Origin of the sequence: Pseudomonas spelaei (genome assembly GCF_009724245.1) — a bacterium.
Lineage (GTDB): Bacteria > Pseudomonadota > Gammaproteobacteria > Pseudomonadales > Pseudomonadaceae > Aquipseudomonas > Aquipseudomonas spelaei.
The window spans coordinates 1-14,141 of sequence record NZ_WNNK01000051.1 but is presented as its reverse complement, the minus strand read 5'-3'; the positions used below and the strand labels follow the sequence as shown (position 1 = coordinate 14,141).

11 protein-coding genes are annotated in these 14,141 nt (G+C 60.7%); 2 read left to right on the top strand and 9 right to left on the bottom strand.

The window, feature by feature from the left end:
• Positions 1–18: 18 nt before the first annotated feature.
• The 5 genes from GNF76_RS28895 to GNF76_RS28875 all read right to left on the bottom strand — a co-directional run bounded on the left by GNF76_RS28895 (position 19) and on the right by GNF76_RS28875 (position 6,789).
• The gene (locus GNF76_RS28895; protein ID WP_155586455.1) at positions 19–1,641 is read right to left on the bottom strand and encodes a GMC family oxidoreductase; all 1,623 of its coding nucleotides are present in this window, start codon (positions 1,639–1,641) and stop codon (positions 19–21) included.
• Between the two features lie 60 nt (positions 1,642–1,701).
• Positions 1,702–2,919: a mandelate racemase/muconate lactonizing enzyme family protein gene (locus GNF76_RS28890; protein ID WP_155586454.1), complete on the bottom strand. Its 1,218-nt coding sequence runs from the start codon at positions 2,917–2,919 to the stop codon at positions 1,702–1,704.
• A gap of 1 nt (position 2,920) precedes the next feature.
• Positions 2,921–4,231 carry an MFS transporter gene (locus GNF76_RS28885; RefSeq protein ID WP_155586453.1) on the bottom strand — a complete coding sequence of 437 codons (1,311 nt, stop codon included), beginning with the start codon at positions 4,229–4,231 and terminating at the stop codon, positions 2,921–2,923.
• Between the two features lie 87 nt (positions 4,232–4,318).
• On the bottom strand, positions 4,319–5,743 hold the full coding sequence (gene aldA, locus GNF76_RS28880) for an aldehyde dehydrogenase (RefSeq protein ID WP_155586452.1): 1,425 nt from the start codon (positions 5,741–5,743) through the stop codon (positions 4,319–4,321).
• Between the two features lie 113 nt (positions 5,744–5,856).
• Positions 5,857–6,789, bottom strand: a complete 933-nt coding sequence (locus GNF76_RS28875; protein ID WP_155586451.1) for a LysR substrate-binding domain-containing protein — start codon at positions 6,787–6,789, stop codon at positions 5,857–5,859.
• A gap of 184 nt (positions 6,790–6,973) precedes the next feature.
• Between GNF76_RS28875 and GNF76_RS28870 the strand changes: the two genes are divergently transcribed.
• Together GNF76_RS28870 and GNF76_RS28865 are read left to right on the top strand one after the other, a co-directional pair.
• Complete coding sequence (locus GNF76_RS28870) at positions 6,974–8,152, top strand: hypothetical protein (RefSeq protein WP_155586450.1); 1,179 nt, start codon at positions 6,974–6,976, stop codon at positions 8,150–8,152.
• 216 nt (positions 8,153–8,368) lie between these two features.
• On the top strand, positions 8,369–9,244 hold the full coding sequence (locus GNF76_RS28865) for a LysR substrate-binding domain-containing protein (protein WP_155586449.1): 876 nt from the start codon (positions 8,369–8,371) through the stop codon (positions 9,242–9,244).
• Here the strand turns inward: GNF76_RS28865 and GNF76_RS28860 are convergent.
• From GNF76_RS28860 to fae, 4 genes are all read right to left on the bottom strand, one after another.
• Complete coding sequence (locus tag GNF76_RS28860) at positions 9,191–10,564, bottom strand: MFS transporter (RefSeq protein ID WP_155586448.1); 1,374 nt, start codon at positions 10,562–10,564, stop codon at positions 9,191–9,193. The genes GNF76_RS28865 and GNF76_RS28860 overlap by 54 nt on opposite strands.
• 160 nt (positions 10,565–10,724) lie before the next feature.
• Complete coding sequence (locus GNF76_RS28855) at positions 10,725–12,158, bottom strand: NAD-dependent succinate-semialdehyde dehydrogenase (protein ID WP_155586447.1); 1,434 nt, start codon at positions 12,156–12,158, stop codon at positions 10,725–10,727.
• The gene (locus GNF76_RS28850) at positions 12,155–13,189 is read right to left on the bottom strand and encodes an aldo/keto reductase (RefSeq protein ID WP_155586446.1); all 1,035 of its coding nucleotides are present in this window, start codon (positions 13,187–13,189) and stop codon (positions 12,155–12,157) included. The genes GNF76_RS28855 and GNF76_RS28850 overlap by 4 nt, the downstream gene beginning before the upstream one ends.
• A 10-nt stretch (positions 13,190–13,199) precedes the next feature.
• Entirely contained in the window at positions 13,200–13,712 is a 513-nt protein-coding gene (fae, locus tag GNF76_RS28845; RefSeq protein WP_155586445.1) for a formaldehyde-activating enzyme, read from the bottom strand.
• Between the last annotated feature and the right edge of the window lie 429 nt (positions 13,713–14,141).

Here is a 14,141-nt window from a genome sequence, read left to right as displayed (position 1 = left end):
CCGCGCCCACATTATTGATCAGTGGCGCTCTCCAGCATCCTGCAAGATAAGGTCCGCGCCCTTCTCCGCCACCATCAGCACCGCCGCATGGGTATTGCCCGACGTCACATTCGGGAAGATCGACGCATCGACAATCCGCAGCCCCTGCATCCCATGCACCTTCAAGCGCTTGTCCACCACCGACACTTGCGGGTCCGAGCCCATGGCGCAAGACCCGCACAGGTGGTAGATCGAGCCGCTGTTCTCACGGAAGTACTGCAGCATCTGCTCGTCACTTTCCACCGTCGCCCCCGGCAAGACTTCATCCACCGTAATACCCTTGAGTGCCGGCGCCTGCATGATCTTGCGCATCAGCCGGCTGCCCTGGATCACCTCGTCGATGTCCTTTTGCGTGCTCAGGTAATTAGGGTCGATCAACGCCGCCTCCCGCGGATTTTTCGAGGCGATGCGAATGGTCCCGCGGCTGGTAGGCCGGCACGGGTTGAAGCACAGCAGGAAGCCTGAATATGGCTCGGGCTTGAGGCTGGCCTTGTTGCTTTTCGGAATCTGGTACGACAGCGGGTTGAAGTACAACTGCAGGTTGGGATGCGCCTGCGCTTCGTTGCCGCGAAAGAACCCGCCCGCCTGGTTGACACTCATGGCCAGTGCACCTTTGCGCGTCAGCAGGTACTTGAGGCCCAGCTTCAGCTGGCCGAACAGCGAGCTGAGTTCGTCGTTCAGGGTCGGGATATTGGCCTTGTAGTAGTAGCTGACGCACAGGTGATCCTGCAGGTTCTGCCCCACCGCCGGCAGGTGTTTGACCAGCGGGATCTGCTGTTCGGCCAGCAACTGCTGGTCGCCGACACCCGACAGTTGCAGGATCTTCGGCGTATCCACGGCGCCGGCACACAGGATCACTTCCTTGCGCGCGCTGAAGGTGCGCACCACGCCGTGCTGGGTGACGGCAATGCCGGTGGCGCGCTGCTGCTCGTCGAACAGCACCCGGTCCACCAGCGCGTAGTGCTCCAGGGTCAGGTTCGGCCGGCTCAAGGCCGGATGCAGATGGGCAACGCTGCTGGAGCAACGCTCACCGTTACGGGTGTTGACGTCGTAGATACCTGCGCCTTCGAAGTTCGGCCCATTGAAGTCGTCGCTCTGGGCATAACCCAGTTGCTCGCAACCCTTGAGGAACACGTCGCAGATCGCGTGGGTCTGACCCTTCATGGGTGTGATGCTGATGGGGCCGCTGCCACCGTGGTACCGGGTGTCACCCAATGGGTGGTTCTCCAGTTTGCGAAAGTACGGCAGTACCTCGTCAAAGCCCCAGCCGTCGTTGCCATTGGCGGCCCAGTCATTGAAGTCATGGGCCTGGCCGCGCACGTAGATCATCGCGTTGATCGAGCCGGAACCACCCTGCACCTTGCCGCGCGGGGCATAGATCGCACGGTCGGCCAGTTGTTTTTGCGGCTGGCTGTAATACATCCAGTTGAAGGTCGGGTTGTAATACATCTTGGCGAAGCCGACCGGGATCTTGAACCACCAGGAGCTATCCTTGCCGCCGGCCTCCAGCAGCAACACCGAGTATTGCCCGCTGGCAGACAACCGGTTGGCGAGGATGCAACCTGCGGCGCCAGCGCCGGCGATGATGTAGTCGTAAGTCATGCACAGTTACCGCGTAAGTCGTTTTTACAGAACCCGCCCGGTGAAGAGCGGGACAGCTCATCAGCCCTTGGCGGGCGAAGTGTCTTTGACGTCTGCCGGAGTCGGCGCCATTTGCAGGTGCAGGCGTTCGCCGGTGTACGGGGAATGCCGGCGCACCACGTCCATGTTCAACTCCACACCAAGGCCCGGCTCGGTGGACGGGATGATGTAGCCGTCCTCCCACTGCAACGGTTTGGTCAGCACTTCGGCATGGAAGCCGCCCCAGGTCATGATGCTTTCCTGGATCAGGAAGTTCGGCGTGCAGGTGGCCAACTGGAAACTCGCCGCCGCACCAATCGGCCCGTTGTACAGATGCGGCGCGATTTGCGCGTAGTAGGCCTCGGCCATGCTCGCGATTTTTTTCGCCTCCAGCAGGCCGCCGCAGCGGGCGACATTCATCTGCAAGATCGATGCGCCGCCCGCTTGCAGCAGCTTGAAGAACTCGTACTTGGTGGTCAGGCGTTCGCCCGTGGCAATCGGGATGCTGGTCTTGGCGGCAACCTGGGCCATGGCCTCTTCCTGTCCCGGCGGCACCGGTTCTTCGAACCACAGCGGGTCGTATTTCTCCAGGCGCTTGGCCAGGCGAATCGCCGATGACGGCACCATCTGCCCGTGGGTGCCGAACAGCAGGTCGCACTTGTCCCCCACCGCTTCGCGGATCTTGCGGCAGAAGGTTTCGCAACGCTGCAGCACTTCGAGGGAAATCTGGTGGCCGGAGTACGCGGTGTAGGGACCGGCCGGGTCGAACTTCACGGCGGTGAAGCCCTTGTTCATGTTCTCGATGGCGCACTCGGCGGCCAGGTCCGGATCGTCGTAGTCGTACTCACCCTGGCTGTTGACCGGGTACAGGTAGGTATAGGAACGCAGGCGCTCGTTGACCTTGCCACCAAGCAACTCGTACACCGGCTTGTTGGCGGCCTTGCCGATGATGTCCCAGCAGGCCATTTCCAGGCCGCTGACCACGCCCATCATGGTCAGGTCCGGACGTTGGGTGAACCCACTGGAGTAGGCCTGGCGGAAAAAACGCTCGATATGGTGCGGGTCATGATTGAGCAGGTAGCGTTCAAACACGTCCTCGATGATCGGCAACATCGCCTTGGGGCCAAAAGTGGCGGCGTAGATCTCGCCGACGCCTTCAATGCCGCAATCGGTCTTGAGCTTGACGAACAGCCAGTACATGCCGCCGATGTGCGGTGGCGGTACGGCGACAATATGGGTTTCAAGGGCGACGATTTTCATCTCAGGCACCTGTCTGGTTGAATTTTTTACGATTGATTCGGGCGCGCAACGTCAGGGCCGCCAGGGTCCCGAGCACACCGATAAAGGCGATGTAGCCGAAATACAGGTTGTAGCCGACCTGGCCTGGGTACTTGTCCGTGAGGTAGCCGTTGATCAGCGGGATAAACGTATCCGGCAGGTAACCCACCACCGAGACGATGCCGATGGCCAGCCCGGTGATGCGCAGCGGGATGTTGCAGCTGTCAAGGATCGCCCAGTACAAACCACGAATGGCGTAAGTCATCAGGCCAATAAAGATCACCGTGCCGATCAGCAAACCCAGGCTGCCGATGGCCGGAAACACGATCAGGCCGACCATTGCCAGGGTCACCAAGACCAGCGCAACGATCAGCACCGAGATATTCGAAAACTTATCCCCCAGCCAGCCACCGCCAATCCCGCCGATGGGGCGCATCCACAGTTTGATGGTGGTGATGGTGCCGGCCATCACGGCGGTCATGCCGCTGCCTTGCAGGTAATCGGAGAAGCTGTAAGTGGCCCAGAACATGTGATAACCGCAAAACACGATGGCGGTCACCAACCAAAGCTCGGGGATTTTCACCAGGGTGGCCAGGTCGGTCAGCAGGTTGAACTTGCCCTTCTCCACCGCCGCCGTTTGCGCCATGGACTTGGGGTCCTTGAGCAGCACCAGCACACAGCCGATGGCGATACAGGTGAACGAGTACAGGTACACCACATGCTTGAAGCCTTCGGCTGCCGTCTGGCTGCGGGTCTGCGTGGCGTAAGCGAACAGCCCCAATGCGACGGTTGCCAACAAGGCTTCCACCAGACCACGACCGCCGTCGAGGATGCCGAAAAACCGGCCCTGCTCAGTGTGATGGGCAATCATCTTCACCCGCTTGAGCACCGAGGCCCAGAAGGTCAGGCCGGTGGTCAGGCCCCAGCAGCCGAAGATAATCATCAGGCCGGTCATGGATGGAACGGTGGAATACCACAGGCCCAACGCGCCGGTGGCCACCAGCGAGAAAAAGATCAGGAAACGTGGCGGCAGCCGATCTGCCAACCAACCGCTGGGCAAGTAACTCAACAGGAAGATCGTGCCCAGCATCGAGTACAGGTAACCCAACTCGCTGTGGTTGATCTGGAATACCTCGAGCATGGTGGTCTGGTAGACCTGGCGCAGGTAGAGGATCGGGTAGATCGCCCCGGCGGCCAGCACCAGCAACATCAACTGGAAGTAGCGACTGGCTTTGTCGCTGTGGGCCGCAGGCGCGGCGTCAAAACCCTGAACAGCAGGCGCAGGCTTGGACATAGTGTGGACCTCGGGCAGCCCGCTGAACGGGTGCCCTGATAATTGTTTTTATGGGGTGCAGCGTGAGGCTTTTTTTCGGGCGGCGGATCAGTACTTCATGACCACCAGTCGGGTCTGGGTGAACTCGAGCATGCCGTGCTTGCCGTCGTCGCCGCCCAGGCCCGAACGCTTCCAGCCGGCGTGATAACCCTGGTACGGGTCAGCCGGGGTGCGGTTGACGTACAACTCCCCGGCCTCGATGGCATTGGCGACTTTCATCGCCGTGCGGTAGTTCTCGGTGTAGAGCACCGACGACAGGCCGAACTGGTGGTCGTTGGCCAGGGCCAGGGCTTCGTCGATATCGCGGTACTTGAGCACCGGCAGCACCGGACCGAAGATTTCTTCCTGGATGATTTCCATGTCCTGGCGGCAACCGCTGAGCAGGGTTGGCGGATAGAAATGGCCTTTGCCTTCGGGCAGTACGCCGCCGGTTTCCAGGACAGCACCGTCCGCGATAGCGCGCTGGACCATGGCATGGATGTTCTGCCGGGAGCTGGCGTTGACCAATGGGCCCATCAGGGCGCCGTCTGTGGCGCGGTCGCCGATACTCACCGCACTGATCCTGGCCTTGAGCAGGGCCAGGAACCGGTCATGCACACTTTCCTGCACATACACCCGCTCAACGGATGTGCACACCTGGCCACAGTGGGTGGTCTTGGAGGCGATGATATCGCTGGCGGCTTTTTCCAGGTCGGCGTCGGCCTCGATGATGGCCGGGGTCTTGCCGCCGAGCTCCAGGGACGGCTTGGCGATGTTGACCTTGCAGTAATCAAGCACGATCCGCCCGGCGTTGACGCTGCCGGTCAGGGTAATCAGGCCCACCGCCTTGTGGGTGCAGACGCTGGCGGCGGTGGCGTGGTCCATGGTCAGGATATTGATCACCCCGGCCGGAATCCCGGACTTCACCACCGCCCGGGCGATGGCAAAGGCCGACAACGGCGTGTTGTTGCTCGGGCGCACCACCACCGTGTTGCCGGCAATCAGCGCCGGGGCGATCTTGCGCAGCAGGGTGTAGACCGGGTAGTTGAACGGGATCAGGCACGCCACCACACCAATCGCTTCGCGCTGCAGAAACAGGTTCTCGTCCGGGGTATCGCTGGGGATGATTTCGCCTTCGATACGCCGCGCCCATTCGGCGTGGTAGCGGGTGATCTGCGCCGCATAACGGGCTTCGTTGCTGGCCTCAGTGAGGCTTTTTCCGGACTCGCTGGCCAGGGCCGCACCGATAGTTTCGGCGTCGGCTTCAAGGGCGCCAGCCAAGGTTCGCAGGTGCTCTGCACGCTGGATGCTGGTGAGTTTGCCCCAGGTTTTCTGTGCAGCGGCGGCGGCATCAACGGCAGCGGTTGCCTCGTGCGCAGTGGCGGCCGAAACCTGGCCGATCAGCGCTTCAGTGGCGGGGTTATAGACCGCGATCAACGCGCTGCTGGCAGGTTCGACAAAGTGACCGTTGAAAAAATTGCGCTCGATTTGCATGTGCTTCGCCCATCGTTGTTTTTATCCGAGTGGCCAGCAGTCTTGTCATCGGGCCACGGTTGAACAAACGATTTATTGAGCCGGCAAACATTCGAAAAACGCAGATTAGTCCTTCACACGGCAGTAGACGGCTCCAATTGCCGCTGCGCCAACCAGATTTCTTCCTGCAGCCACTGGCTGAACACCTGCAACTGCGGCATCTGGGTCTGTTCCGGGCGCGTCACCAGCCAGTAGGACTGGTGCCCTTCCACATGCACATTGAGCACTTGGGTCAATTGCCCGCTGGCCAGTTCCGAGGCCACCATGTGCCAGTCGGCAATGGTGATGCCCAAGCCGTCGATGGCCGCCCGGATCGCCAGGTCCAGCAAGTCGAACTCGTAACCGCCCTGGGTATCGACACCGCTAATACGCGCGGCATCCAGCCAATGCTTCCAGGTCAAATAGCGCTGGTCCTCCTTAGCCAACACATGCAGCAAAGTCATGCGATTCAGATCAATGCCCTGCTCGCCCCCCCACTCCCGGGCATACAGAGTGGGCGCGCACACGGCGATATGGCGCTCCTGGATCAGCAGCGAACTGTCCAGCCCATCCCATTCGCCATCGCCAAAGCGAATCGCACAATCAAGAGTGCTGGTCTGCGCCAGGCTGTCCTGCAAGCGCGTGGTGATGCTCAGCTCCAACTCCGGGTGTTGCTCGCGCAAGCGCCCCAGGCGTGGCATCAGCCAACGGCTGGTGAAGGTCGGCGGCGCGTTGATGTGCAGGCGGTTGGAGTGGGTTTTCTGTTGGATGCTGCGCACCGTCAGTTCGATCTTGTCGAACGACTGGTGCAACGCTCGCAGCAGCACACGGCCCGCGCTGGTCAGCTCCAAGTGATGATGGCGACGCTCCAGCAGGTGCTCGCCCAACTGTTCCTCCAATTGACGAACCTGGCGACTGACCGCGCTCTGGGTCACGTTCAGCAGCTCGGCGGCGCGGGTAAAGCTACCGGTGCTGCCCGCCACTTCGAAAGCTTTGAGGGCGTTGAGACCGGGCATTTTGCGTTTCATGAAAAGCACTCGAAAGCGGCTGGCAAGGTATCAAGCATCCCATGAACGCCTGGGATTGTCCTACAACCATCGCGCAGTAACATGCATTTGATGAAGGTTAAGGCGCAGTTTTTATCGTTTGTCGATCCTGCGCCAGATGGCAAGACTGCCGGCATCTCTAATAAAAATAAACGAGAGTTGCCCCATGCCCTTCCCTGCTTCCCTGCGCCTGAAAACTTCCTGCGCCGCTCTGCTGTGCACCTTGGCGGCACCGGCCATGGCCATCCAGGTGACCGACAACCTCGACCTGGGCGGTGCCATTCGTGCGCGCTGGGACGTTGACCCGGACCGCGATATTCAGAAGTTCGGTCTCGACACCGTATTCCTCAACGCCAAGTACACCTCCGACACCTGGATCGGCGCTGCACAGTACCGCTTTTATGGGCGCTCCTATCCTTACCAGTACACCAAGAACTACGGTGATATCCGCTTCGCCCAACAAGCGTGGGTCGGCTACAAGTTCAACCCAAACCAGCAAGTCCAGGTGGGCCTGAACCAGGTGCCGTTCGGTTTGCAGCCGCTCTTCGGCAGCACCTTCTACGAAACCCTGGGCAATGTCATCGGCCTGGAAGACGTGCAACAAGTCGGCGCCAAGTACATCCAGCAAATCGGTGACTGGAATATCCAGGGCGGCTATTACCTGCGCCCGGCGTGGCAAGGCCAAGGCACCAGCCATGGCGTGACTTATTCCAGCGTGGTGTCCGAGGCCGACAGCTCGGTGGTCGACGGCAGCCATAACCAGGAACGCAACACCGTGGTACTGCGGGTGGCCAAGGCCTTGGAGCTGGGGGCGTGGAAATCCGAAGTGGGCCTCTCGGGCCTGACCTCTACCCTGGAGAACAAAGACACTGACGAAAATGGCCGGCGTAATGCAATAGCCGTGCATTACGCTGGCAAGAACGGCCCGTGGGGTGTGCAATTGCAGGCGGCGCGTCAGCAGATGTCACCGCGCAACCCTGGCACCTCGGAAGTGGTGACACTGGGCGGCTATGACGGCACCTACAACGTGGCCAGTCGCGGCAACCTGTATGTAGCGGACTTGAGCTACGACGTCGCCGGCAAGTACCTGTTCGACCAGATCAGTGGCGTGAAGCTGTATGCCAACTACAGCGCCTTCGACAAATCTGCCGATGAGTTCAAGACATCGCAGCGGCTGATCCTCGGGACGTCATTCTCCTTCAGCAAGCTGTGGATTGCCACGGAGTGGCTGATTGGCAAGAACGATCCGTATATTGGTGGCAGCAGTTACGCCCAGAGTTTGGGGGCTGGGGGGAGTGACCAGTGGGAGAATCAGTTGTATATGAACGTAGGGTATTATTTCTAAACGTCGTATTTTTCAACTGACCTCATTGCCACTTCGAAAACCTGGCGTTCTGTAGCCGCTGTCGAGGTACGAGGCTATGATGGGTGTCCGCAGGATCGACCTCGGGGGTCGCTTCGTCGGGATGCCGCACCAAACCCATCGCAGCCTCGTGCCTCGTCAGCGGCTACAGGGGGACGGGCCAGACACTATAAAAATAACAGGTGTGGAGCCCCATTCATGCGCCAACTGCCCTCCCTCAACATGCTTCGCGTCTTCGAAGAAGTCGCCCGCCACCGCAGTTTCAGCCAGGCCGCCCTCGGCCTGAACGTCACCCAGGGCGCTGTCAGCCGCCAGATCAAGCAGCTGGAAGACTACCTCGGCGTCGCCCTGTTCATACGCACCCCCAGGGGCCTGGAACTGACCGAGTCCGGCGCCGCGTTGTCACCCCATCTGGGGCAAGCCTTTGACCATATCGAGCGCGCCCTGCAATCCGTATGCGTCCCCAACCTGCGCCAACGCCTGCGCATCCTCGCACCGCCGACCTGGGCCACCCGTTGGCTGTCGGCGCACTTGCGTGAGTTTTGCCTGCGCTACCCGGATATCAGCCTCAGCGTGACCCAGCAAAACAGTCACGACAGCCTGGCAGAGATCGACTGCCAGATTCGCTTCGGCCTGACCGCCGCCAGCCACTGCGCCAGCCAACTGCTGGTGATGGAGCGACACATCGCCGTGGCCAGTCCGGAGTTGTTCAGCGCGGGTCAACCTCCCAACCTGCGGCAGTTCCCCTTGCTGCACATCCTGCACGACGGCAAACGCTTGAAGGTCTGGGAGAACTGGCTGGCGGCGACCGGCCGCGAAGGTATCGATGCGGACCAGGGCCTGGAATTCAGCACCCTGGACCAGGTAATCCACACCGCATTGGCCGGTGGTGGCCTGGCGGTGATCGACCGGCAGATGATCGAGCGCGAACTGGCCAATGGCAGCCTGTTGCCGATCACCCCGGTGGAGGTGATCGGCCCTTATGGCTATTGGCTGGATGTCGCAGGTGACAAGCAGGGGCTATCCAAGGTTCGGTTGTTTACGCAGTGGTTGAATCGGGTGAGCAACCCCTGAGGCGGGAGCATCGGCCTTGCACGCCTGACTCAACGTCAGCGCCTTGGTCTCCGGCGCCCAGGCCCAGGAAATGATCGCCCCAAACACCAGGATCGCCGCCAGAATGCCCATGGTCGGGCTCAAGCCAATCCCGGCCACACTCACCGGCAGCAGAAAGGTGCTGACCGCCGACCCCAGCCGGCTCACCGCCGTTGCCAAGCCAATACCACTGGCGCGTACTTCAGTAGGGAAACTCTCCGCCGGGAACACCCCGACCAGGTTGCTGACCGCTGATAGCACCAGGGTGAACACCCCAAACACCAACACCATCAACCACGCCATGCTGCCCGGCAAAACCGCCAGCAAAAACAGCGCCACGGCGAGGACAATGAACGAGTTGATCAGGAACCCGCGCCGCGAAAACTTCACGGTGCACCAGATGCCAATCAACGCACCGACGATCAGCAGCAGGTTAAGCATCAGCTCGGTGCCAAAGCCTTCCGCCAGGCCCATCTTCTGCAGAATCGAGGGCAGGAAGGTGTAAATAGCGAAATACGGCATGACAATGCACACAAAGAACAGGCAGTTGAACGCCGTACGCTTGCGGTATTCACGGCTGAACAACACGCCATAGCCTGAACGGGTTTGCGCCGACGGTTCTTCGTCGAGCACGACGTTTTCCCCCAGGTGCTTCTTGACGATGGCCCGGGCCTCGGCGATGCGCCCACGATTGACCAGCCAGCGTGGCGACTCGGGAGTACCGATGCGCGCAATCAGGATCAGGCCGGCGGGAATCGCCGACGACGCCAGCATCCAGCGCCAGGCATCATCCCCGAGGCTGAGCATCGCCGTACCGACGAAGGTGGCGGCGACATAACCAAAGGTCCAGATCACGCTGAACGAGCCCAGCAGCACGCCGCGATGCTTCTTCGGCGAGAACTCGGCGAGCATCGCGTGGCCGACGCTGAAGTCGCCGCCCAGGCCAATGCCAATCAGTACACGACAGAGAAACAGGCCCATGGCCGTTTCCGCATAGAACTGCATCACCGACGCCACGGTGATCAGCACAAAACTCACCAGGAAGATTTTCTGCCGACCCAGGATGTCGGATATCCAGCCAAAAAACAGACTGCCCAGAAACAGGCCGATCAACGCCGAAGCACCGATCAGCCCTTGCCAGAACGCGTCCAGTTGCATCTGCGGGCTGAGCAAGGTGAAGGCAATCCCGATCAGCCCCAGGATATAGCCGTCGGTGAAGTGTGCGCCGAAGGTCAAACCGGCAATTTTCAGGTGGAAGCGACCTATGGGCAGGTCGTCGATTTTGATCGATTGAGCGGACATGGTGTTCTCCATATTGTTGTTCTTGACGGAGTAACTGCGGGCAGCCCATTCCCTTGTGGGAGCGGGCTTGCCCGCGATAGCGGTGTGTCAGTCGCCGAATGTGCCAACTGGCACGCCTTCATCGCAGGCAAGCCAGCTCCCACATTGGATCGGTGTTGTCTTATAAACCGCCCATCAGCAGGTATTTGATCTCCAGGTAATCGTCCAGGCCGTACCTGGAACCTTCGCGGCCCAGCCCCGATTCCTTGATCCCGCCGAACGGCGCGACTTCGGTGGAGATGATCCCTTCGTTGATGCCCACCATGCCCGCTTCCAGGCCTTCGGCCATGCGCCAGACGCGGCCGATGTCGCGGCTGTAGAAGTAGGCCGACAAACCGAATGGCGTGTCATTGGCCCGTTGCAGCACTTCGGCTTCATCGCTGAAGCGGAAACAGGCAGCTACCGGGCCAAAGGTTTCTTCCTGGGCGATCAGCATCTCGCCGTTGGCTTCAGTCAGGATGGTCGGCTCAAAGAAGGTCCCGCCCAAGGCATGGCGACGGCCACCGCACAACAGTTTGGCGCCCTTCTCCAAGGCATCGCCGACATGGGCCTCGACCTTGGCCAGGGCTGCGGCGTTGATCAGCGGGCCTTGTTCGGTTTCGCCTTCCAGGGCACTGCCGACGCGCATGGCTGCCACCGCCGTCGCGAGCTTTTCGGTGAAGGCGTCATACACGCTGTCCTGGATAAAGAAGCGGTTGACGCACACGCAGGTCTGCCCGGTGTTGCGAAACTTCGATGCCATGGCACCTTTGACGGCCGCGTCGAGGTCAGCGTCGTCGAACACAATGAACGGTGCGTTGCCGCCCAGCTCCAGGGAGACTTTTTTCAGCGTGTCGGCGGCCTGGCGCATCAGCAGCTTGCCGGTGCGGGTCGAGCCGGTGAAAGACAGCTTGCGCACCACACTGGAGGCTTGCAATGCACCGCCAATGGCCACGGCGTCACCCGAGACGATGTTGAAGACACCAGCGGGAATCCCCGCCTGCTCGGCCAGCACCGCCAGGGCGAAAGCCGACAACGGCGTCTCTTCCGAGGGTTTGAGAATCATCGTGCAACCCGCCGCCAGCGCCGGGCCGACCTTGCGGGTGACCATGGCCAGCGGGAAGTTCCACGGCGTGATGGCCGCAACTACGCCGATGGCTTCCTTGGTGACGATAATGCGCGCATCCGCTTTGTGGCTGGGAATCACATCACCGTAGGCGCGCTTGGCCTCCTCGCCGAACCACTCCAGGAAGCTGGCGGCATACACCACTTCACCCATGGCTTCGGCCAGGGGTTTGCCTTGTTCCAGGCTGAGCAGGTTGGCCAGTTCTTTCTGGTTGCTCAGCATCAACTCGCTCCAGCGTTTCAGACGCTGGCTACGCTCCTTGGCCGTGAGTTTGCGCCAGGCCGGCAAGGCACGGTTGGCGGCGTCGATGGCCAGGTTGGTTGCTTCGGCACCGGCACGCTGCACCTCAGTAATCAGCTCCGCGTTGGCTGGATTAAGTACCGAGTACGTCGGGCCACCGGACGACCATTGGCCATCGATGAAATTGCCCTTGCGAATCAACGAGTTCATGCCACGGCCTCAATCTGATTAAAGCGGTCCAGGCCCGGACGGGCACTGCGCAAAATGCGCTTGCCGGCGGTGTAATCGTTGATCACATCGCATGGCGTGTAGTTGCGTTCCAGCTCATGCAGCTCTTCGCTATCCAGCCGCGTGTCGAGGGCTGCCAGGGCGCTGTCGAATTGCTCGGTGGTGTCGGCGCCCACCAGCATGCAGTCCACACCGGCATGGTTAGCCACCCAGGCCTGGGCGACCTGCGCGTTGGACACGCCTCGGGCACGGGCGACACGCTGCACCGAATGGGCAATGTCGAACGACGCCGGGTCGCTGTACATCTGCTGGGTGAAGAAGTCGGTCTGGTTGCGGTTCGACTGCACATCACCGGTGAGCAAGCCCCGAGCCAACGGGCTGAACACCGAGACACCCAGGCCCTGGTCGCGGCAGAACGGGATCATCTCGCGCTCTTCTTCGCGGTAGGCGCAGTTCAGTTGCAGCTGCATGTTGATCGGCTTGACCCAACCATTGCGCTCACACGCCATGAGGATCTTCGCCAATTGACCGGTAAGCATGGTCGACACGCCGATGTAGCGGGCCTTGCCGGAACGCACGATGTCGTTGAGCGCGCCCATGGTTTCTTCCACCGGGGTGTTCACGTCGAAGTAATGCAGCATGAACACATCGACGTAATCCATGCCCAGGCGCGACAGCGAGGCATCGATACTGTCCATGATGTGTTTGCGCGAATGGCCGCTGGCGTTGATACCGCTGCGGGTGCCGTAGCCGACCTTGGTGGTGACCACGATGTCTTCGCGACGGGCCAGGCGCTTGAGGATACGCCCCACCACTTCCTCGCCGACGCCGGCAGAGTAGAAGTCCGCCAGGTCGATGAAATTAACGCCGTTATCCAGGGCGTGGGCCACGATGGGTTCGCTTTGCTTCTCATCGAAGATCCACGGTTTCCAGTCCGGGGTGCCCATGTTCATGGTGCCCAGGCACAGGCGTGAGACTTGCAGGCCAGAGTTGCCCAAACGAATGTATTGCATGGGATTGTCCTCAGGCTTTTGGCGTGTAGAAAGGGTTACTGATATGTGCGACTACATCGGCCAATTGCGCGGTTGCAGGCAGGCCGGTCAGGGCGGCGCGGATGGCCGTGCGGCAGGCGTTGTAGTTGTTGTGGTAGACCGCATCCAGGTCATCGCAGGCCGGGTTGACCCAGTTGGCCGTGACGATCGCCCATTCGTCTTCGGCTTCGGGGGGCAAGGTGCCATCGAGCAAGGCTTCCAGTACTGCCTTGGCGATCCCGGCCTGGGACGCGCCCCAGGTGGCATTGCCATGCAGATCGCTACCGATGGCGGCTTTGTTGACATACAGGGTCATGGGCTTGACCGGGATATTCGGCTGGGCGATCACCATGAACGGGCAATGGCCCTGGCTCGGCGAGGCCAGGCTGTTGGCAAACGCCTGGCCGGCCGGACCGTTGCGCGGGCCGATCAGGATGTTGATGTGGGCAGCATTGACGCCGGGGCCTTCGAAGCCTTCGCCGATGTACAGGTCGAGTTCTTTCATATCGCAAACGCTCTTTTGTTATGAGGGAGCTGGTTGGCGATTTTTTAGCACTGGCGCTGGCGACGGCCGTAACCATTAAAAGTCATGGGGGTGTGAGTTTTTCTCATGGCCCTGCGACCACCGGTCCGGTCTTGTGCGTTGACCATCGTTGTTACACACCATATAGTGTGCCCATAAACACAAACCACCACTACATAGTGTGCAATATCGCTAATCACCGACCACACTATCAGCAGTATTTCAATGCCTTGAAGCCTGCAAACCGTACATTTTTCGCGCGCGGCCAGCCGCCGTCAGAACGAACCAGGAAGGAGTATTTCAATGCTGAGTTGGGATGAAGTCGACAAAGAAGACACCGGTGCAGCGGTGATCAAAGGCGCCAACGCCGGCCACGCCACCGAAGCCAACATGGACCGCCTCGACGGTGCA